Here is a 21,024-nt window from a genome sequence, read left to right on the forward strand (position 1 = left end):
ACCGACGTCGGATACACGGGTTGCCCAGGCCGGCGCCCGCCGCCCCGCAGACCCAGGTCTCGCCCGTCGCCGCCGAGGTCAAAGCGCCCGAGGTGAGCAACCTCGCGACCAAGATGTTCCAGGCGCTGTTGCCGTCTCGGTCCGGCGCCATCCAGACCCCCGTCGGCGCGCAGACGATCGGCCGGGCCACCGACAACGACATCGTCATCCAGGATGTTCTGGCCTCGCGCCATCACGCATTCTTGATCCAGACACCGCTGGGCACCGAGATCCGCGACGCGCACAGCGTCAACGGGACCTTCGTCAACGGCGTCCGTGTCGGCTCGGCGGTCATCGCCGAGGGCGACGTGGTCACCATCGGCAACGTCGACCTCGTCTTCACCCGCGACACGCTGGTCCGGCGCACCGAAGCCGCCACGCGCAGCGGCGGTCTGGAAGTGAACTCGGTGTGCTACACCGTCGACCACGGAAAGCAGCTGCTCGACCACATCTCGCTGACCGCGCGGCCCGGCACCCTGACCGCGATCATCGGGGGCTCCGGTGCCGGCAAGACCACGCTGTCGCGGCTGATCGCTGGGTACACCAGCCCCAGTGCCGGTTCGGTGACCTTCGAGGGTCACAACATCCACACCGACTACGCCTCGCTGCGCAGCAGGATCGGAATGGTCCCGCAGGACGACGTCGTCCACCGGCAGCTGACGGTCAACCAGGCGCTCGGCTACGCCGCCGAGTTGCGGCTGCCGCCGGACACCAGCAAGGCGGAACGCGCCCAGGTGGTCGCGCAGGTGCTCGAAGAGCTGGAGATGACCAAGCACGCCGACACCCGCGTCGACAAACTGTCGGGCGGACAACGTAAACGCGCCTCCGTCGCGCTCGAATTGCTGACCCAGCCATCGCTGCTGCTGCTCGACGAGCCGACCTCGGGACTGGACCCGGCGCTGGACCGGCAGGTGATGCTGATGCTGCGCCTGCTCGCCGACGCGGGACGAGTGGTTCTGGTGGTCACCCACTCGGTGTCCTACCTGGACGTGTGCGACCAGATCCTGCTGATGGCACCGGGCGGCAAGACCGCGTTCCAGGGCCCGCCCGACCAGGTCGAAGCCGTCATGGGCACGCGCAACTGGGCCGACATTTTCGCCAGTGTCGGCGCCGACCCCGACGAGGCCAATCGCCGCTTCAAGGAGCGCCAACAACAGTCGATGCAGCCGCCGGCGCCCGAAAGCCCGGCGGACCTGGGCGACCCGCCACCGACCGACCTGCGCCGGCAGATCTCGACGATCGCCCGGCGTCAAGTGCGTCTGGTCCTCTCCGACCGCGGCTACACCATCTTCTTGGCGGTGCTGCCGTTCCTGATCGGCGCGCTGTCCCTGACCGTCAAGGGGCCCAAACCCGGTCTCGGCCCCGCGGACCCACTCGGCCTGGCGCCGACCCAACCGCAGTACATCATGGTGCTGTTGAACATCGGCGCCATCTTCATGGGCACGGCCCTGACCATCCGCGACCTCATCGGCGAGCGCGCAATCTTCCGCCGGGAACAGGCCGTCGGCCTGTCGACCGGGGCCTACCTGTTGGCCAAGATCACGGTGTTCTGCCTCTTCGCGACCATGCAGGCCGCGATCGCGGTGTTCATCGTGCGGCTCGGCAAAGGCGCGCCCACCCAGCCCGCGTTGTTCTTCGGCGATTCGACGGTGTCGCTGTTCGTCACCGTGGCGGGGGCGTGCGTGGCGTCGGCCATTTTCGGGTTGCTGCTGTCCGCCTTCGCGCAGTCAAACGAGCAGATCATGCCCCTGCTGGTGGTCTCGATCATGAGCCAGTTGGTGCTGGCCGGCGGAATGATCCCGGTCTACCAGCGCCCGGGTCTCGAGCAGCTGGCCTGGCTGACACCGGCACGCTGGGGCTACGCGGCGGCCGCGTCGTCGATCGACTTTCCGGCACTGGTCAAGGTCAAGCAAATCCCCACGGACGACCCGATATGGCAACACTCGAAACACATCTTGCTGTTCGACATGGCCATGCTCGGCGTTCTCTGCGTGACCTATAGCGCGATCGTGTGGTGGAAGATCCGGCTGAAACGACGCTAATTGACACGTAGCCCCGCGCAACCGGTACTGACCGGCAGATCCGATCGGTCCGAGGTCAGTTTGGCCCCTGGTGGCGAGGTCGTCGCCGGCAGCGACGTGCGTGCCGACGTTCGCGTGGCACACCCCCTGGTCACCCGGGCGCACCTGCTGCTGCGCTTCGAGCGGGGCGGTGTGGTGGCGCATCCGGCTGCGGCGCTGACGCGTCGTAGTTTTGCCCTCTGACCAAGGAGCCACTAGATCCTGGCGGCGTCCGGCGGAAGCCGGATTTGATGAATCCCCATGACCATCGGCCAATTGCCGACGCGTCGTGGGCCCCGACTGCAGAAAGGCCCGTGGTGGAAAGAGGCACGAAGACCAGCGCTGTGTACACCAATTTAGCCGGGGGAACCGGTAACCGCGTCTTCGACGTGTTGGGTCCCACCATCGAGTTTCTCAACAACGGTCCCGGCGATGCCGGGGGCAGCGACGAGATCTGCATCATGCGTGGCGTCGTGCCACCGGGCGTGACGGTGCCGCTGCACAGCCACGACGACTACGAAGGCTTCCTGGTCCTGTCCGGTACTCAGCAAGTCCTGGTGGCCGACGGGCCGGACCTGACGTGGCGCGATGCCCGCGCCGGGGACTACGTGCACGTACCGGGCGGTGTTGTGCACGCCCACCGCAACATCTCCGATGAGCCTGCCGTGGACCTCATCGTCACCACGGCGCGCCTGGGACAGTTCTTTCGAGAACTGTCCGGCCCGCAGGGCCGGCCGCCGACCCCGCGGGCGATGGCGCGATTCGTCGAACTCGCGATGGATTACGGCTATTGGCTGGGCAGCGTCGAGGAGAATGCCTCCGTCGGCATCGAACTGCCGACATTGCCGGCCGAGGAGAAGACCTAACGGCGAACAGGCCAGGACGGCATGGTGGTCACGCCGACAGTCGGTGCAGGGCGTATTCGCTCACCGCGATCAGCGCGTCGGTCGCCGACCTGCGATCCCTGGCGTCGACGTTGATCACCGGAATATGTCGGGGCAAAGCCAGCGCCTCGCGCACCGCGTGCACGGGATACCTTGGCGCGCCGTCGAATTGGTTGACCGCGATCAAAAACGGCAGGTTACGGTGCTCGAAGAAGTCGACCGCGGCGAAGCTGTCCTGCAGTCGACGGCAATCGACCAGGATGATCGCGCCGATGGCGCCGCGCACCAGGTCGTCCCACATGAACCAGAACCGCCGCTGCCCCGGGGTGCCGAACAGGTAGAGCACCAGATCGCGGTCCAACGTGATCCGGCCGAAATCCATTGCGACCGTGGTGGTTCGCTTGTCGGGCGTGGCCTCCAGCATGTCGACACCGGCCGAGGCGTCGGTGACGATCTCCTCGGTGCGCAACGGCATGATCTCGGACACCGCGCCGACGAACGTGGTCTTCCCGGCGCCGAACCCACCCGCAATGACGATCTTGGTCGAAGCGGTCGCACCGGAATCAGAGTGTCTTGAGACCACGCAGGGTCCTTCCTATGAGTTCGTGGCGCTCATCGCGGGTCGAGGCGTCGGTCAACGTCCGATGCACCCGCAGGTAGCCGGACAGCACCAGATCCCCGACCAGGACGCGCGCGACGCCGACGGGCAGATCGAGCCGGGCCGAGATCTCGGCTACCGATGGTCGTGTGACGCACAGTTGGATGATCTTGCCTCTCGTATCGTCGGGCGGCCACCGCAGGGACAGCCCGGCCTGCAACGTCTGCACCGGCGCCTCCAGCGGAATGTCGACCCCGGCGTGGGTGCGTCCCGCCGTCAGCGTGTACGGGCGGACCAGGCTCGCTTCACGCGCGGGCGGCCCGGATTCGCGTCTGTCCATCGCGGCTCACGAGCGCTCGGGTACCGAGCGGCGCACCGACTGCACGACACCGCCCACCTGTTCGACGAGCATGGCCATCTCATAGCCGACCTGACCGATGTCGCACTGTGTCTCGGCCAGGGTCGCCAGATGCGACCCATCACCGACCCGCATCAGCAACAGGTAGCCGTTCTGCATCTCGATGACCGATTGCAGCACCGGACCGCCCTCGAACAGCTGCGCGGCGCCGGTCGCCAGGCTGGCCAGCCCGGAGGCCACCGCGGCCAGCTGATCGGCGCGTTCCCGGGGCAGCCGCTCGCTGGCGGCGATGGGCAGGCCGTCGACGGACACCAGCAGCGCGTGCGCGACGCCGGGAACCTCGCGGGCGAACTTCGTCACCAGCCAGTCCAGCGAATTGCCAGGCCCCGTCATTGCTGGGTCATTCCTGTTCGGTTCCTTGACTCGAGTGCCGAGCGTGCGACCGTGCGCTGTGCACGCCGCCGAAGTGGCTACTGAACGAGGCGCGAACCGCCTCGGGGTCGCGGGCCGCGTGCAACCCGCCGTTCGATCCTACGAGGGAACCCGCATGGTCGGGGTCGGGGTGCTGCTCGTCGGCGCTTACGCCGCCCCCGCCCCCCGGCACCAGCCGGGCGCCGGGGGTGCGGACCGGCAAGCCGTGCTCGGCGGTGTGCTCCTCGACGGGCTTGTCCTCGGCCTGCGCGGCCAGGGACCAGCCGCGATCCCATACCGACTTCCAGTCCAGATCGGGGCTGTCGACCAGGTCGTGCGGGTCGCCCATCATCTCCGAGAGCATCCGCCGGTAGATCACGTCGTCGCTCGGTACGCCGCCGGACGCGGGCGGGGTGGGCTCGGTCGGCCGGGCGGTTTCGGTGGGCTGGACCCGGGGCCGGGCGGCGAAGAACGCCGAGGTGTCCGACACGCTCGGGGCCGGCGCCTTCGGGGGGGCCGGCGGCGCGGGCCGGGCCGCGTCGTCCTGCTCCCACCTCGGGGTGGGCAGCTCGCGTCGGCGCCGGGGTGTCTCCTGCGCGGCAGGCGGGGCGGGAACGTCGGTGATGCCGCTTGACCCCGGGCTGCGGCGCGGCAACAACGTGACCGGCGGCGTCCCGTCGGCTTTCGGCGGCGTCCCGTCGGCTTTCGTCGGCGCCGCGGCCATCGTGGTCGTTGTCACCTCCGGCGGCGCGGTGACCGCGCTGGCGAGTTTGGCGCTCGGTGATGAGACCGCCCGCATCCGTTCCCGGGCCGGCACCGCGGTTTGCCCGTCGGACGGGTCGGCCAGCACCGCCGCCGGCAGATAAATCTCGGCGGTCGTGCCTTGCCCCTCGTTGGGCGCCGGCCCGCGCAACCCGACCCGGATGCCGTGCCGCGCGGCGATCCGCCCCACCACGAAAAGCCCCATGTGCCGGGCATTTTCGGGAGTCACCTCGCCGCCGGCTTGCAGCCGCATGTTGGCCATCCGCCGGTCGGCGTCGTTCATGCCCAGGCCCGAGTCCGCGATTCGCAGCACCACGCCGTGCGGGTCTTGCCGCCCGCGTGCCGCCGAAATCCGGGCAAAGCTCGTCGGCGGCGAGTAGCGCAGGGCGTTGTCGATCAGCTCGGCCAGCAGATGGATGACCCCGCCGGCGACCCCGCCGACCAGCATGCACTCGGGCAACGCGGCGATCTGGACGCGGCGGTAATCCTCCACCTCGGAGACGGCCGCGTTGATCACGGTGGACAGTGGCACCGGCGCACGCTGGTCGCGGGCCAGCTGGGCACCGGCAAGCACCAGCAGGTTGGCGCTGTTGCGGCGCAACCGGGCGGCCAGGTGATCCAGCCGGAACAGGCTGTCCAGGCGCTCGGGGTCCTCTTCGTTGCGCTCCAGCCGATCGATCAGCGACAGCTGCTGGTCGACCAGTGACCGGCTGCGCCGGGACATGGTCTCGAACATGTCGTTGACCAGCAGCCGCAGCCGCGCCTCGTCACCGGCCAGCAGCAGGGCCTGGGTGTGCAGCTCGTCCACCGCGTGCGCGACCTGGCCGATCTCCTCGGTGGTGTACACCGGCAATGGAGCCGGAATCGGTTCGGCGCCACCGGCTTTGACCCGGGCGACCTCCTCCTCGAGGTCGGTGTGGGCGACCTTGAGCGCGCCGTCGCGCAGCACCCGCAGCGGCACCACCAGCGCGCGCGCCATCAACGCCACGATGATCAGGGCGAGCGCGATGGCGGCCAGCACCAGCACGCCGTCCCGGATCGCGGCGGCTCGTCGTGCGTCGGCCTGGCTGTGCACCGCCTTGGTCACCGAGGCGGTCGCGTCGGCGATGACCCGTTCGGCGATCGTGTCGGTGGCCTGGATCGAACGCAGCAGGTCGGGATTGTCGACGAGCACGCTGGCCGGATCCGACATGATCGCCATCCGGGTCACCATCTGCTGCTGCAGGGTCTTGCTGTCCGGGGAGCCCGCGCCAAGCACCTGGCTCATGCCGAACAGCGTCGAGGGCTCGGTGCCGGCCAGGGTCATCATCGAGGTCCGCAGCTGCGGTTCGGGCAGCTCGGCGCCGCGGGTCACCAGGATCTCCTGCATCGTCATCTGACCCCGGGCGCCGACCGCGCGACTCAATCCCTGTGCCTGGGCGCGGATCTGCGCATCGTCGACCCGCACCGAGGCGCTGATGACATCCTCGGCCGTCAACAGCAGCGGCGCGTAGGTGGTCACCCGGTCACGCAAACCGAGGCTGTTGTCGGCCACCTTGTCCAGCAGCGATTGACCGCCGTCCAGCAGCGTGCGCACGCCCGACCGGACGTCGGGGGTGACGTCGGTGTCCTCCAGCCGCGTCTGCAGCTCTCCCTTGCGCGCCTCGTAATTCTTCTTCGCGCCGACCACGTCGCGGCCGGTGGAACCGGCCAGCAACGCCACGTCCAGCGCCGACATGTATTTGGTGAGCGCCGGCAGCATGTCGGCGCGGGCGGCGGCCAGCCGTAGTCCGCTGGAGCTGGCCATCGCGTCTTTGACCCGCAGCCCACCGAACAGCCCGGCCAGGATCAGCGGAACCAGCACAATGGCAAGGACTTTCCACCGGACCGGCCAGTTGCTCGGCGACCACGCCGGCGGCCGTTTCGCCGAAGCTGCCGAACTGGCGGGGGCCGCAGCGATTTCGGTGGGCGCCGCCTCGGCCGGGGCGGCCGGGCGGTTGAACATGGTCATGCGGCGGCTGCGCGACCGGCGGCTGCGCCGGCACCGCGCGCCCAATCAAACGAGAGACTCATGAGCTTCCTGCTTTTGTTCCGCTTCCCCCACGCCGCGACGCGCGAGCGGTAAACGCGTGGCAATTCGACGAGTATGACAGCCAACGGCCCGCGTCACCAGGATCGTTACTGACCAGATAGCTCCGGGCTACGCGGGCCGCAGGATTGCGACCAGAAAGTCCGAGTCGGCGGTGAACGGCCGCAGGTCCCAGGTGGACAGCAGCATGTCGGGCGTCAGGCCGGCGGCCGCCGCGTGGGCCAGAAATTCGGTGAACTCGTAGTCGCGGCCCGCGCCGAACCCGATCGCCGCGCGACCGTCGTGGGTGAGGTGGGCCCGTAGCCGGCTGAGCACCCGGCCCCGGGTGCTCGGCGCCAGAAACGCCATCACGTTGCCGGCCGAGACGATGATGTCGAACGGTTCGGCGATGCCGCGGGCGGGCAGGTCGAGTTCGGCGAGGTCGCCGACCACCCAACGCGGGCCGGGATAGTCCTGTTCGGCCGCGGCGATCAGCGCCGGGTCGACGTCGACACCGACCACGTCGTGACCGACCGTGGCCAGGTACCCGCCCACCCGGCCGGGCCCGCAGCCGGCGTCGAGGATGCGGGCGCCGCGGGGCGCCATCGCGTCCACCAGGCGCGCCTCACCGACCAGGTCGTCGCCGGCGCGAGCCATGGCACGGAATCGTTCGATGTACCAATGCGAATGTCCCGGATCGGCAGCGACCTTCTGCATCCAGATGCTCTGCTCGACCATGCGACCATTATCGCGTTGTGTTCAAGCTGATGTTCGTGTCGCCCCGGATCCCGCCCAATACCGGCAACGCGATCCGCACGGCCGCGGCCACCGGCGCCGAACTGCATCTGGTCGAGCCGCTGGGCTTCGATCTATCCGAACCCAAGCTGCGCCGCGCCGGACTGGACTATCACGATCTGGCCTCGGTGACGGTGCACCCGACGCTGCAGCACGCGTGGGAGGCGGTGTTGCCGGCGCGGGTGTTCGCCTTCACCGCGCACGCGCCGACCGTGTTCGCCGACGTCGCCTACCGCCCCGGCGACGTGTTGATGTTCGGCCCGGAACCCGACGGCCTAGACGCCGCGATCCTGGCCGATGCGCGCATCACCGGCCAGGTGCGCATCCCGATGCTGGCGGGCCGGCGATCGCTGAACCTGTCCAACGCCGCGGCGATCGCCGTCTACGAGGCCTGGCGCCAGCAGGGCTACCCGGGCGCAAAGTAGCGGCTACCAGCTGTTCCAGTGCGTCACCTGTTCGGCGGGCAGCCGCTTGGCCGGACAGAAGTCGGTGCCCTTGGTGTAGGCGATCGGGAACAGCCCACCCTGGCTGAACTCCTCGTAGGGAATCCCGAGCACCTCGGCGGCCTTGCGTTCGCCGTCGCCGAGTAGGTGCAGCGTCGTCCAGCACGAGCCCAGGCCGCGGGAGCGCAGCGCCAGGCAGAAGCTCCACACCGCCGGGAACAGCGACGCCCAAAACGACACCCCACCGATCGGCGACTTGTCTTCGCGGCCTTCCAGGCACGGGATCAGCAGCACCGGCGCCTCGTGCATGTGCTCGGCGAGGTACGTCGCCGAATCCACCACCTTGCCCATCCGTTCGCCGCGGGTGTCGCCCTCGCCATACTCAGGTTTCGGGGCGCTGAGGTAGGGCCGGGCATGTGCCACGTAGATGTCGCCGATCGCCTTCTTCTTCTCGGCGTCCTCGACGAACACCCACTGCCAGCCCTGCGCGTTGGACCCGGTGGGCGCCTGCAACGCCAGCTCGAGGCATTCCATCAGGACTTCGCGAGGCACCGGCTTGTCGAAGTCGAGGCGCTTGCGCACCGAGCGAGTGGTGGTCAGCAGTTCATCAACGGAGAGATCCAGGGTCATGCGTCGACTCTAGGTCGGTCGAGGTAGACAACGTCCGCCACGCTTCGATGTCGGCTTGCAGATCCGCAATCTTGGCTTCCGCCGCGGCGACACAGTCGGCGCCCAGCAGCAGATGCACCGGCGGCTCAGCGGCCGAGGCGATGTCGACGATGGCCGCGGCCGCCTTGATCGGGTCGCCCGGCTGGGCGTGGTTGACGTCCGCGGCGCGGGCACGCACCGCCCCGGCGGTCGCGTCGTAGTCGGCGATGACGTTGGCTTCGGTCTCGAGGCTGGACCCGTCGAGGAAGTCGGTGCGGAAGTAGCCGGGTTCGACGATGGTGACCCGGATGCCCAGCGGCCGCACCTCTTTGGCCAGCGCCTCGCTGAAGCCTTCGAGCGCAAACTTGGTCGAGCAGTAGATGCCCCAGCCGGGGCTGCCGATTAGTCCGCCGACCGAGCTGAGGTTGATGATGTGGCCGTCGCGCTGAGCGCGCATCACCGGCAGCACGGCCCGCTGCACGTTCAGGGTGCCGAACACGTTGACCTCGTAGACGGCCCGGACCGCGGCGTCGGAGGCCTCCTCCACGGCGCCGAGCAGACCGCGGCCGGCGTTGTTCACCAGGACATCGATCCGGCCGAACGTGTCGACGGCCGACTGCACCGCCCGCGCGGCCTGCTCGGCGTCGGTGACGTCGAGGTCGATGGCCAGCAGCGCGTCACCGGCGTCGGGCAGGTGGTCCAGGATCTGCGCGGCGCGCCGCGCGGTCGCCACCACCCGGTCGCCCTGCGCCAGAATCTTGCGGGCGATCTCGAGTCCGAACCCGCGCGAGGCTCCGGTGAGAAACCAGACTTTCTCCGACACGTCTTCTCCTTTTCTCCTTCAGGTCAGGTTGCGGGCGGCGGGGGCTGGTCGGGTGGGATCGCGCCGGCGCAGCCACCGGGCGGGGGCGGGCCCGGGAGAGGTTCGTCACCGCCGACGCAGTCGTAGTGAAACTGCGGCCCGGCGATCGAGGATTTCATCCACTGGTGCCAAAATGGCCCGTCGGGGTACTTGTCTCCGTCGCACACCGCCAAACTGCCGTAGCCCCAACGACCGCCCGGGCAGTCGCCTTTTGTCATGTCCGGCTGATGCGGGTCAGCCGGATCTGCTTTGGCCACGGCGGGGAAAAGAACAACCGCCGCAGCGCAACCCAATAGCGCAATGCCGCGGCGAGTGCCCCTGAACTTCATTCCGGCTTCCTTGAAACTGTAGTCAATACAACTGATTCCAAGCGATTCCAAGCGATTCTAGCGAAAGTCCCGGGATTTCGAGCCGACGGCCAGGGTGAGGCGGCCCAGCCGCTCGGCCACCACAGTGACTGCGCCGCTGGCATTTTGGACCTGGCCGCGCACCAGCATCGCCGGGGCGGTGTTGGCCAGTCTGCGGTGCCGGGCCCACACCGCGGGAGTGCAGAGCACATTGACCATCCCGGTCTCGTCCTCGAGGTTGATAAACGTCACGCCTTGCGCCGTGCCGGGCCGTTGCCGGTGGGTCACCGCGCCGGCGATCAGCACCCGATCGCCGTCGGGCACGCTCAACAGCGCCTCGGCGGGTACCACGCCCATCGCGTCCAGGTCGGCCCGCAGGAACTGGGTCGGGTAGCTGTCCGGGGAGATGCCGGTGGCCCACACGTCGGCGGCGGCCAGCTCCAGATCGCTCATCCCGGGCAGCGCCGGCACGTGGGATGACGAGCCCACGCCGGGCAACCGGTCCGGGCGTTGGGTGGCCGCGGCCCCGGCCGCCCACAACCCCTCCCGCCGCGACACCCCGAAACAGCCCAGCGCCCCCGCCGTCGCCAACGCTTCGGTCTGCGGTACCGAAAGCTGGATCCGGGTCGTCAGGTCCAGCAGAGAAGCAAAGGGGCCGTTGACTTTTCGCTCCTCAACCAGCTTGTCGGCCAGATCCTCGCCGATATGGCGAACCGCCCCCAACCCGAGCCGGACCTCGGTGCCGGCATTCTCCAGGGTGGCGTGCGTCAGGCTGGCGTTGACATCGGGGCCGTGCACCAGCACACCGTGTCGGCGCGCGTCGGCCACCAGCGACTGCGGTGAATAGAAACCCATCGGCTGGGCGCGCAGCAGCGCCGCGCAGAACGCGGCCGGGTGGTGCAACTTGAACCACGACGAATAGAACACCAGCGACGCGAAGGACAGCGCATGGCTTTCCGGGAAGCCGAAATTGGCGAACGCCTCCAGTTTTTCGTAGGTCCGGTCGATCACCTCGTCGGTGGCCCCGTGCAAGCTGCGCATGCCGTCGTAGAACCGGCCGCGTAGCCGTCGCATCCGCTCGGTCGAACGCTTGGATCCCATGGCGCGGCGCAATTGGTCGGCCTCGGCGGCGGAGAAGCCGGCGCAGTCGACCGCCAGTTGCATCAGCTGCTCTTGGAACAGTGGCACTCCCAACGTCTTTCGCAGTGCCGGTTCCATGGACGGGTGGTCGTAGACGACCGGGTCTAGGCCGTTGCGCCGCCGAATGTAGGGATGCACCGATCCGCCCTGGATGGGCCCGGGACGGATCAGCGCGACCTCGACCACCAGGTCGTAGAACACCCGCGGCTTCAACCGGGGCAACGTCGCCATCTGGGCGCGCGACTCCACCTGGAACACTCCGACGGAATCGGCGCGGGACAGCATTTCGTAGACCGCCGGCTCGGAGAGGTCGAGTTTGGCCAGGTCCACCTCGATGCCCTTGTGCTCGGCCACCAGATCTATCGCGTAGTGCAGCGCCGAGAGCATACCCAGCCCGAGCAGGTCGAACTTCACCAAACCGATGGCCGCGCAGTCGTCTTTGTCCCATTGCAGGACACTGCGATTCTCCATCCGCGCCCATTCCACGGGGCACACGTCGGCGATCGGACGGTCACAGATCACCATGCCGCCGGAATGAATCCCCATGTGCCGCGGCAAGTTCCGGATCTGATTGGCCAGGTCGATCACCTGTTCGGGGATGCCCTCGACATCGGGTGAATCGGCCAGCCCGTTCCAGTGGTTGACCTGCTTGCTCCACGCGTCCTGCTGCCCCTGCGAGTAACCCAGGGCGCGTGCCATGTCGCGCACCGCGATCTTTCCCCGGTAGGTGATGACGTTGGCGACCTGAGCGGCGTAGTCACGACCGTATTTGTCGTAAACGTACTGGATGACCTTTTCCCGCTGATCCGACTCGATGTCCATGTCGATGTCGGGCGGCCCGTCGCGGGCCGGCGACAGGAACCGCTCGAACAACAGCTCGTTGACCACCGGATCCACCGCGGTCACACCGAGGGCGTAACAGACCGCGGAGTTGGCTGCCGATCCCCTGCCCTGACACAGGATGTTGTTGCACCGGCAGAACCGGGCAATATCGTGCACCACCAGGAAGTAGCCCGGAAAACTCAGCTGCGCAATGACTTTCAACTCACGTTCAATCTGGGCGTACGCGCGCGGCGCGCTCTCCGGCGGCCCGTAGCGTTCCCGTGCCCCCGCCATCGTCAGCTGCCGCAGCCAGCTGTCCTCGGTGTGGCCGGCGGGCACGTCGAACGGCGGCAACTGCGGCGCGATCAGCGCCAGCCCGAACGCACACTGCTCGCCGAGTTCGGCGGCGGCGGCCACCACGTCAGGTCCCCCGAAAGGCACCCGTGCGAACAGCCGGGCCATCTCCGCACCGGACCGCAGATGCGAGCCACCCAGCGGGGCCAACCATCCGGCGGCCGAATCCAGCGACCGCCGCGCCCGGATCGCGCCCATCGCCATGGCCAGCCGGCGCCGCGACGGCCCCGCGAAATGCGCGCCGGTGGTGGCGACGACGCCGACGCCGAAACGCGGCGCCAACCCGGCCAGCACCGCATTGCGTTCGTCGTCGAGGGGTTGACCGTGATGGGTGAGCTCGATGCTGACCCGGTGCACACCGAACCGGTCCACCAGGTCGGCCAGCGCCCGCTCGGCCGCCGATGGGCCGCCCTCGGAAAGCGCCTGGCGCACATGGCCTTTGCGGCAACCGGTCAGGATGTGCCAATGCCCGCCCGCCGCCTCGGTCAGGGTGTCGATGTCGAAGCGCAACTTGCCCTTCTCCCCACCGGCCAGCTGGGCCGCGGCCAGCTGCCGCGACAGCCGCCGGTAGCCCTCCGGGCCGCGGGCCAGCACCAGCAGATGCGGGCCGGGCGGGTCCGGCGTTTCGGTGCGCGGAACCGGCGACAGCGACAGCTCGGCGCCGAACACGGTACGCACGTCGAGTTCGGCCGCCGCCTCGGCGAACCGCACCGCACCGTACAGACCGTTGTGGTCGGTCAGCGCCAGCGCGCGCAGACCCAGCCGGGCGGCCTCCTCCACCATCTCCTCGGGTGTGCTGGCCCCGTCCAGGAAGCTGTACGCCGAATGCGCGTGCAGCTCGGCGTAGGCGACGGGCGAGCGGGCCGCCCGACCACCGTCTGGTGGCCGATAGGCCGGGCGCTTACGCGACCAGGGAGCCTCCGGCGCGGGCTCCGCGGCAATCGGCGTGCCGGCGTGCCGCGGTTTGCTGTCGAGCAGCCGCTCCATCTCCGCCCAACTGCGCGGCTCGTTGCTGAAACCCATCCGAACAGTCTATCGAATGTATGTTCGATTACGTGCAGGGTTGTTAAAGCTGTTGTTAAACGGGGCTTCAACTTCTAAACACAGTCTTAACGGACTAGGACCTACCGCGATCGCACCGCCGCGACGAATACTGGTACGGAGCCGACGACGGGCGGGAACTGCAGATGGTACAGCTGACAGCGGCATTGGATACGGGCTTGCGCGCGGCTGCGGATCCGGATCGGCAGGCCGGCATGGTGACCGGTGCGGTCGCCATCATCGACGGCCCGGCGCCCAACTTGGGTCGGCTCAAAGCCCTTTTGGCAGAACGTATTCTCGCAGTACCGCGATGCACCCAGGTGTTGCGCACGCACCCGCTCAGCGGCGCGGCGCACTGGACCGACGACCCGGCGTTCGACCCCGGCCATCACCTGCACCGGGTTGCGGTTGCCCGCCCCGGCGACGAAGCCGACCTGTCGCGGGCGGTCGCCCACGCCATGGCACGGCCCCTCGACCCGGACCGGCCGCCGTGGGAGTGCTGGGCCGTCGAAGGCCTGCGCGGCACGTGGGCGGTCCTGATCAAGGTTCACTACCACCTCGCCGAGATCATCCCGGCCGCGCACCTGCTGACCCGGCTCTGCGACGACGCCGACGGTAAGATGTTCGCCAATCAGCCTGTGTCCGAACCGGATCCGCCGCCACCGATCCGCAAGGGCGGCTGGGCCGGGGCCCTGGAGATGGCCCTGGAGTCGGCCCTCGAGATCACCAACAACCTGGCCGACACCATCTGGTCGGCGGCGCGGATCTCGTCGGCCGCCCCGGTGGTCACGATGCGCCGCTACGGCACCGTGCGTGTTCCGCTGGCCGCGGTGGACGCGGTGTGCGGCAAGTTCCGGGTGACGACCAACGACGTGGCACTCGCCGCGATCACCGAGGGCTTCCGCGCGATGCTGCTGCATCGCGGCGAACAGCCCCGACCGGGGTCGGTGCGCACCCTGGACAGGGCCGACGACATCGCCGGCAAGCTGCCCTACCTCCCGGTCGAGCACACCGACCCGGTGCAGCGGCTGCGGATCGTGCACAGCAGACTGAACACGCCCAAGCCCGATGGTCGGCCGAGTTTCATGCCGATAACGCCGATAGCCCTGTGCGCCAAGGCATTTCAATTAGTGCTGAGCCGGCTGCCGCAGCCCGGCGTGGTGACGCTTGCGACCAACGCCCCCGGGCCGCGGCACCGGTTGGCGCTGATGGGCGCCACGGTGGAACGGCTACTGCCGATCCCGCCGACGGCCTCGCAGCTGCCCAGCGGGGTCGCCGTGCTCAGCTACGGCGACGAGCTGATTTTCGGCATCACCGCCGAGTACGACGCCGCGCCGGAACTCCAGCAGGTCGCCGCCGGAATCGAACGGGAGATGGCGCGTTTGACCGCGCTCAGCCAGGACTCCGTCCTGTTGTTCAGCAGCGATCGCCGCGGCCGCCGGGCCCGCGCGCTGCCGCGCGGCGTGCCGCCGACCCATCCGAGCGCGCGGGCGCGGCACTGACCCGGACCGGGCGGGGGCGATCACCGTGAGAAGGTGGATCGGTGCCCGACTCGGAGCCGCTACTCATCGACCCGCGCCGTCACGACGCGGTGCTCTTCGATGCCGCGCTGGATATTCCGCCCGCGTTGGCCACGCAACTGCGTGACGCCGGCGTCACCACGGACACCTTCACCTCGGCCGACGACCTGCGGGGCATTCGGGCCGGACGCTGCGCGGTCGTGGCCGCGAGCGAGGCGACGGCCACGACCGCCCGCGATGGCGGGTTCGCGTTGGTGATCGACGCGCAGGAGCTGAGCAGCGTCACCGTCCGCGCCGGCGACCGGCGCATGTCCCAGCTCGCCGACGCATCCCGGCTGCTTGACGAGGACCTCCCCGGCAGGCACCCGGCGGTGTTCTTCGACTTCGACGGCACGCTGTCGGACATCGTCGACGATCCGGACGCGGCCCAACTGGTCGCCGGGGGCAGGGCGGCGCTGCAGCGGTTGGCCGCGCGGTGCCCGGTCGCGATCTTGTCAGGCCGCGACCTGGCCGACGTGACGAAGCGGGTCGGACTGCCCGGCATCTGGTACGCCGGCAGCCACGGATTCGAACTGACCGCGCCGGACGGGACCCACCACCAGAACGAGGCCGCGGCCGCGACCGTGCCGGTGCTGACCCAGGCGGCCGACCAGCTGCGCGAGCGGCTCGGCGCCATTCCCGGAGTCGTGGTGGAACACAAGCGATTTGGCGTGGCCGTGCATTACCGCAATGCGGCACGCGAGCGTGTCGGTGAGGTGGCGGCTGCGGTGCGCGCCGCGGGACGCCGTGACGGGTTGCGGGTGACCACCGGCCGCGAGGTCATCGAACTGCGTCCCGACGTCGACTGGGACAAGGGCAAAACCCTGCGCTGGGTGATCGATCATTTGGCCGGCGCGGCGCAGGTGACCCCGATCTATCTCGGCGACGACATCACCGACGAGGACGCGTTCGACGCGGTGCGTGACGACCCGGCCGCGGGCATTCCGATCCTGGTGCGGCACAACGACGACGGCGACCGGGCGACCGCCGCGATCTACGCGCTGGACAGCCCGGCCCGGGTCGCCCAGTTCGTCGACCGGCTGGCCCGCCAGCTGGCCGCGACCGGTTAGCTCTCGGTGTACTCCACCGCACCGTCGTCGAGCACCACGCGCGCGTCGGCGCCGTCGGCCCCGGACGCTTCGGTGCGGAACACCGCCCTGCCCGGCTCGGTACGCCAGATCAGCGTCGTCAACGTCTCACCGGGGAACACCGGCGAGGTGAAGCGCGAGTCGATCGAGACGATGTTGGCCGCCACGCCCTTGCCGAGCTCGGCGACCAGCGCACGGCCCGAGACCCCGTAGGTGCACAGGCCATGCAGGATCGGCTTGGGGAATCCGGCCAGCTCGCGGGCGAACCACGGGTCGCTGTGCAGCGGGTTGCGGTCCCCGGAGAGCCGGTAGATCAGCGCCTGATCCTCGCGGGTGGGCAGGGGGATCCGGGCGTCGGGCTCGCGGTCGGGAAATTCCGGCGCGACGGGCCGCTGACCCGGCTGACCACCGAAGCCGCCCTCGCCGCGCAGCACCAGCGTGGTGAGCGTCTCGGCGATCAGCTGGCCCGAGTCCGGGTCGGTGCCGCGCCCGCGCAGCATGACGATCGCGTTCTTGCCCTCACCCTTGTCCTGCAGATCGGCGACCTCGGTGACCACGGACAGCTTGCCCGCCGGCGGCAGCGGGGCGTGCAGGCGGATGCCTTGCGAACCGTGTAACAGCATGGCCCAGTTGAACTTTCCGATCTTGCCGGCGGCCCCGAAGGCCGGGCAACAGATCACGGCGTAGGTGGGCAGCACCTGTTGGGTGATGTCGTGGCTGTTCTCGGTGGTAAACGACAAATCGTCGAGACCCGCCCCGACACCGAGGGCGTACAGCATGGTGTCCCGATCGGTCCACTCGAACAACATCGGCTCGGTCACTGCGCCGATGGCAGTCGGGTCAATCGCCATACGAGTCTCCTCAATCTTGAAGATTCGAGCTTTTCCGCAGACAACCATTGCAAACCCTTCCCCCGGGGGCCGTCGGCAGGGCAGGCTATCGCCATGGGGACGCGCAGCAAGTTCGGAAATGCCTCGAAGCTGGTGGCCATACTCGCCGCAACACTCGTCGCCGGTGCCTGCGGCGGTTCGACGCAGGCACGCTCGATCACGGTGACCTTCATCCGCAACGCCCAGACGCAAGCCGAAGCCGACGGCGTGATCAACACCGACCCGCCGGGCCCCGGACTCAGCGCCGAGGGCAAGGGCCAGGCCCAGCAGGTGGCCCACCAGAGCGGCCGCAACGACTTCGACGCGGTCTACGCCTCCGCCATGGCCGAGGCCCAGCAGACCGCCGGACCGCTGGCCGGCGAGCTCGGCAAACAGGTCGAAATCCTCAACGGTGTGCAATCGCTGAACGCCGGTTGGTACAACGGCAAACCCGAATCGATGTCGGGCGCGACGTACCTGCTGGCGCCGGTCAATTGGATCGACGGCGACGTCGGCAACAGCATCCCGGGCTCGATCAGCGGGAAACAGTTCAACGATCAGTTCACCGCCGCCGTCAACAAGATCTACAACAGCGGCCACAGCAAACCGGTGGTGTTCTCCCAGGGCGCCGCGATCATGACGTGGACCCTGATGAACACCGTCAACGGCAAAACGAGCCTGCTGACCAGCCATCCGCTGCCCAACATCGGCCGCGTGGTGATCACCGGCAATCCGACCAACGGGTGGACGCTGGTTGATTGGGACGGGATCCGTAACTTCAGCTGAACCCCGCTACCATGACTGCATGCGGTATGTCGTTACCGGCGGTACCGGGTTTATCGGGCGCCGCGTCGTGGCCCACCTGTTGGACACCCGGCCCGACGCGCGGGTATGGGTCCTGGTCCGGCGGCAGTCGCTCGGGCGCTTCGAACGGCTGGCCGCCGAGTGGGGCGAACGGGTCAAACCGCTGGTCGGTGACGTGGTAGGGCTGCAACCGACCGACGAGACCGTCGCGGAGCTGGGCCGGGTCGACCACTTGGTGCACTGCGCGGCGATCTACGACGTCACCGCCGGCGAGGCCGAGCAACGCGCGGCCAACGTCGAGGGCACCCGCGCCGTCATCGCGTTGGCGCAGCGGCTGGACGCCACCGTCCACCACGTGTCGTCGATCGCCGTGGCCGGCGATTTCCGGGGCGAATACACCGAAGACGATTTCGACGTGGGTCAGCAGCTGCCCACCCCGTATCACCGGACGAAGTTCGAGGCCGAACTGTTGGTGCGGTCCACCCCCGGCTTGCGCTACCGGATCTACCGGCCGGCGGTGGTGGTCGGCGACTCGCGAACCGGCGAGATGGACAAGATCGACGGGCCCTATTACTTCTTCGGCGTGCTGGCCAAGCTCGCGATTTTGCCGTCGCTGACCCCGATCCTGTTGCCCGACACCGGCCGGACCAACATCGTCCCCGTCGACTACGTGGTCGACGCGCTGGTCGAGTTGCTGCACGCCGCGGGCCGCGATGGTCAAACCTTCCATCTGACCTCACCGAAAACCATTGGGCTGCGCGGGATTTACCGCGGCGTGGCCAAAGCGGCCGGACTGCCCCCGCTGCGCGGATCGCTGCCGCGGGCGGTGGCCACCCCGGTGCTGAAGGTCAGTGGGCGGGCCAAGGTACTGCGCAACATGGCGGCCACCCAGCTGGGTATTCCCGCCGAGGTCCTGGACCTGGTGGACCTGGCGCCGACGTTCGTCAGCGACAACACCCGAAACGCGTTGCGCGACACCGGCATCGAGGTTCCTGAGTTCGGCAGTTACGCGCCCAAGCTGTGGCGGTACTGGGCCGAACACCTCGACCCCGACCGGGCCCGCCGCGACGATCCGGCCGGCGCGCTGCGGGGCCGGCATGTCATCATCACCGGCGCGTCCAGCGGCATCGGGCGGGCCTCGGCGATCGCCGTCGCCGAGCGGGGTGCCACCGTTTTCGCCCTGGCACGCAACGGATCCGCGCTCGACGAGCTGGTCGCCGAGATCCGCGCCAACGGCGGTCAGGCCCACGCCTTCACGTGCGACGTGACCGATTCGGACTCGGTCGAACACACCATCAAAGACATCCTGGGCCGGTTCGGCCACGTCGACTATCTGGTGAACAACGCCGGACGCTCGATCCGCCGTTCGGTGATCAATTCCACCGACCGGTTACACGACTATGAGCGGGTGATGGCGGTCAACTATTTCGGCGCGGTGCGGATGGTGCTGGCGCTGCTGCCGCACTGGCGAGAGCGCCGGTTCGGTCACGTCGTCAACGTGTCCAGCGCCGGCGTGCTGGCGCGCAACCCGAAGTACAGCTCGTATCTGCCGACCAAGGCGGCGCTGGACGCGTTCTCCGACGTGGTGGCCTCCGAGACGCTGTCGGACCACATCACGTTCACCAACATTCACATGCCGCTGGTCAAGACGCCGATGATCGCGCCGTCGCAGCGGCTCAACCCGGTCGCACCGATCAGCCCCGAACGGGCGGCGGCCATGGTGGTGCGCGGACTCGTCGAGAAGCCGGCTCGCATCGACACCCCGCTGGGCACCCTCGCCGAGGCCGGCAACTATCTGCTGCCCAGGACGTCGCGGCGGATTCTGCATCAGGTGTACCTGGGATATCCCGATTCCGCGGCGGCCCTGGGTGTGGCGCCGGCACAGACGCCGACTGAGCACCCGGCGGCGCCGACCCCGGTGACGAGACGACCCAGACGCCCGGTCCGGGCGGTCGGCCGCATCGGGGTGCCCCGGCCGGTCCGCAAGGCGGTCCGCCTGGTGCCCGGGATTCATTGGTGACGGCGGTCGCCGGTCCCACGGCACCGATCTTCGTCGACGTCGATACCGGTGTCGACGACGCGTTGGCCCTGATCTACCTGTTGGCCAGCCCGGACGCCGAGCTTGTTGGCATCGCCTCAACCGGTGGAAACGTTGACGTACAACAGGTTTGCGCGAACAACCTGGGTCTGCTCGAGCTGTGCCACGCCACCGGCATCCCGGTGTCCAAGGGGGCGGACGAGACGTTGACCGGCCCGCTGCGGACCCCCTCGAAAGTGCACGGCCCGCGCGGCCTGGGCTATGCCGACCTGCCGCCCAGCGACACCGCGCTGACCGACTACGACTCGGCGACCGCGTGGGTACGTGCCGCGCGGGCCCGGCCCGGTGAGCTGATCGGCCTGGCGACCGGGCCGTTGACCAACCTTGCGTTGGCGCTGCGCACGGAGCCCGCGCTGCCCACGTTGTTGCGCCGGCTGGTGATCATGGGCGGGTCCTACGACCACGTCGGGAACACCACCGCGGTGGCGGAATGGAACATCAGCGTCGATCCAGAGGCCGCGGACCAGGTCTTCCGGGCTTGGTCGGCGGAAAACCTTGAACCACAACAGCTTCCGATTTTGTGCGGCCTGGACCTCACGCGCACGGTCGCGATCACACCGGAAATTTTGGCGAGGTTGGCCGCCGCCGCGGGGTCGACGACGACAACGATGAGCGTGCAGGACGAACGCGGAACCCGATCGACGGCGTCTAATCCGGTGATCCGGGTGATCGAAGACGCAATCCGGTTCTACATGGAAGGCTATTGCGACAACGGGCATGGCTATCTGGCGCACCTGCATGACCCGCTGGCCGCGGCAATCGCGCTGGACCCGGAGTTGGTGGCGACCCGCACGGGGCGGGTGGACGTCGAGCTGGCCGGGACCCTGACCCGGGGGATGACCGTGACCGACTGGTCCGGACGCCGAGAACCGAACGCGCGCATCGGCGTTCGCGTCGATCCCGCGGCGTTCTTTGACCGGTTCATCGAACGTGTGGGACCATTCGCGAGGCAGCTCGGCGGGGCTGTGGAATAGTGGCGTAACAGGGCGCGGTTG

General features: G+C 68.8%; 18 protein-coding genes and 1 pseudogene. 9 read left to right on the forward strand and 10 right to left on the reverse strand.

The genetic code is table 11. The features are described 5' to 3' along the window. The 3 genes and pseudogenes from AWC25_RS00760 to AWC25_RS00770 all read left to right on the forward strand — a co-directional run. Window positions 1-2,081, forward strand: a 2,081-nt coding sequence (locus AWC25_RS00760) for an ATP-binding cassette domain-containing protein (RefSeq protein WP_211281006.1), incomplete at its 5' end; no start/stop codon positions are given. Beyond that, window positions 2,082-2,249: pseudogene (locus AWC25_RS00765) on the forward strand (FHA domain-containing protein); the annotation flags it as partial. It abuts the gene before it with no gap. 194 nt (window positions 2,250-2,443) lie between these two features. Then, window positions 2,444-2,965, forward strand: a complete 522-nt coding sequence (locus AWC25_RS00770; protein WP_069399188.1) for a cupin domain-containing protein — start codon at window positions 2,444-2,446, stop codon at window positions 2,963-2,965. Window positions 2,966-2,993: 28 nt separating this feature from the next. Here AWC25_RS00770 and AWC25_RS00775 read toward each other — a convergent pair whose 3' ends face one another. From AWC25_RS00775 to AWC25_RS00795, 5 genes are all read right to left on the reverse strand, one after another. Continuing rightward, window positions 2,994-3,566, reverse strand: coding sequence for a GTP-binding protein (locus AWC25_RS00775; protein ID WP_069399071.1), 573 nt, complete (start codon window positions 3,564-3,566; stop codon window positions 2,994-2,996). Continuing rightward, window positions 3,547-3,921 (reverse strand): DUF742 domain-containing protein, encoded by a 375-nt coding sequence (locus tag AWC25_RS00780; protein WP_085166220.1) that lies wholly within the window; start codon window positions 3,919-3,921, stop codon window positions 3,547-3,549. Before AWC25_RS00780 ends, AWC25_RS00775 begins: the two co-directional genes overlap by 20 nt. Before the next feature lie 6 nt (window positions 3,922-3,927). Further along, entirely contained in the window at window positions 3,928-4,332 is a 405-nt protein-coding gene (locus AWC25_RS00785) for a serine protease inhibitor (RefSeq protein ID WP_069399073.1), read from the reverse strand. 7 nt (window positions 4,333-4,339) lie between these two features. Beyond that, window positions 4,340-7,102 carry an ATP-binding protein gene (locus AWC25_RS00790; RefSeq protein ID WP_069399074.1) on the reverse strand — a complete coding sequence of 921 codons (2,763 nt, stop codon included), beginning with the start codon at window positions 7,100-7,102 and terminating at the stop codon, window positions 4,340-4,342. 189 nt (window positions 7,103-7,291) lie between these two features. Continuing rightward, entirely contained in the window at window positions 7,292-7,897 is a 606-nt protein-coding gene (locus tag AWC25_RS00795; protein ID WP_069399075.1) for a class I SAM-dependent methyltransferase, read from the reverse strand. Window positions 7,898-7,914: 17 nt separating this feature from the next. Here AWC25_RS00795 and AWC25_RS00800 point away from each other — a divergent pair, with 17 nt between their 5' ends. Beyond that, window positions 7,915-8,379, forward strand: coding sequence for a tRNA (cytidine(34)-2'-O)-methyltransferase (locus AWC25_RS00800; protein WP_069399076.1), 465 nt, complete (start codon window positions 7,915-7,917; stop codon window positions 8,377-8,379). Window positions 8,380-8,382: 3 nt separating this feature from the next. Here AWC25_RS00800 and AWC25_RS00805 read toward each other — a convergent pair whose 3' ends face one another. The 4 genes from AWC25_RS00805 to AWC25_RS00820 form a co-directional block, all read right to left on the reverse strand. Further along, the gene (locus AWC25_RS00805; protein ID WP_069399077.1) at window positions 8,383-9,027 is read right to left on the reverse strand and encodes a nitroreductase family protein; all 645 of its coding nucleotides are present in this window, start codon (window positions 9,025-9,027) and stop codon (window positions 8,383-8,385) included. After that, window positions 9,005-9,868, reverse strand: a complete 864-nt coding sequence (locus tag AWC25_RS00810; protein WP_069399078.1) for an oxidoreductase — start codon at window positions 9,866-9,868, stop codon at window positions 9,005-9,007. The genes AWC25_RS00805 and AWC25_RS00810 overlap by 23 nt, the downstream gene beginning before the upstream one ends. 23 nt (window positions 9,869-9,891) lie before the next feature. Beyond that, entirely contained in the window at window positions 9,892-10,125 is a 234-nt protein-coding gene (locus tag AWC25_RS00815) for a hypothetical protein (RefSeq protein ID WP_232326905.1), read from the reverse strand. A 168-nt stretch (window positions 10,126-10,293) separates the two neighbouring features. Beyond that, window positions 10,294-13,593, reverse strand: a complete 3,300-nt coding sequence (locus tag AWC25_RS00820) for an error-prone DNA polymerase (RefSeq protein WP_069399079.1) — start codon at window positions 13,591-13,593, stop codon at window positions 10,294-10,296. A gap of 164 nt (window positions 13,594-13,757) precedes the next feature. Here AWC25_RS00820 and AWC25_RS00825 point away from each other — a divergent pair, with 164 nt between their 5' ends. Together AWC25_RS00825 and otsB are read left to right on the forward strand one after the other, a co-directional pair. Beyond that, window positions 13,758-15,113, forward strand: coding sequence for a wax ester/triacylglycerol synthase domain-containing protein (locus tag AWC25_RS00825; protein ID WP_069399080.1), 1,356 nt, complete (start codon window positions 13,758-13,760; stop codon window positions 15,111-15,113). A 41-nt stretch (window positions 15,114-15,154) separates the two neighbouring features. Then, window positions 15,155-16,240, forward strand: coding sequence for a trehalose-phosphatase (gene otsB, locus AWC25_RS00830; protein WP_069399081.1), 1,086 nt, complete (start codon window positions 15,155-15,157; stop codon window positions 16,238-16,240). Here otsB and AWC25_RS00835 read toward each other — a convergent pair. Continuing rightward, the gene (locus tag AWC25_RS00835) at window positions 16,237-17,109 is read right to left on the reverse strand and encodes a MaoC/PaaZ C-terminal domain-containing protein (protein WP_069399082.1); all 873 of its coding nucleotides are present in this window, start codon (window positions 17,107-17,109) and stop codon (window positions 16,237-16,239) included. The two genes, otsB and AWC25_RS00835, sit on opposite strands and share 4 nt — an antisense overlap. Window positions 17,110-17,202: 93 nt before the next feature. Here AWC25_RS00835 and AWC25_RS00840 point away from each other — a divergent pair, with 93 nt between their 5' ends. The 3 genes from AWC25_RS00840 to AWC25_RS00850 are packed head-to-tail and all read left to right on the forward strand — an operon-like array spanning window position 17,203 to window position 21,003. Next, entirely contained in the window at window positions 17,203-17,913 is a 711-nt protein-coding gene (locus AWC25_RS00840) for a histidine phosphatase family protein (RefSeq protein WP_085166221.1), read from the forward strand. Window positions 17,914-17,932: 19 nt separating this feature from the next. Then, window positions 17,933-19,951, forward strand: a complete 2,019-nt coding sequence (locus tag AWC25_RS00845) for an SDR family oxidoreductase (protein WP_085166222.1) — start codon at window positions 17,933-17,935, stop codon at window positions 19,949-19,951. After that, window positions 19,948-21,003: a nucleoside hydrolase gene (locus AWC25_RS00850; protein WP_069399085.1), complete on the forward strand. Its 1,056-nt coding sequence runs from the start codon at window positions 19,948-19,950 to the stop codon at window positions 21,001-21,003. Before AWC25_RS00845 ends, AWC25_RS00850 begins: the two co-directional genes overlap by 4 nt. The last annotated feature ends 21 nt before the right edge of the window (window positions 21,004-21,024 follow it).

Source organism: Mycobacterium sherrisii (genome assembly GCF_002102355.1).
In the GTDB taxonomy this organism is placed as follows: domain Bacteria; phylum Actinomycetota; class Actinomycetes; order Mycobacteriales; family Mycobacteriaceae; genus Mycobacterium; species Mycobacterium sherrisii.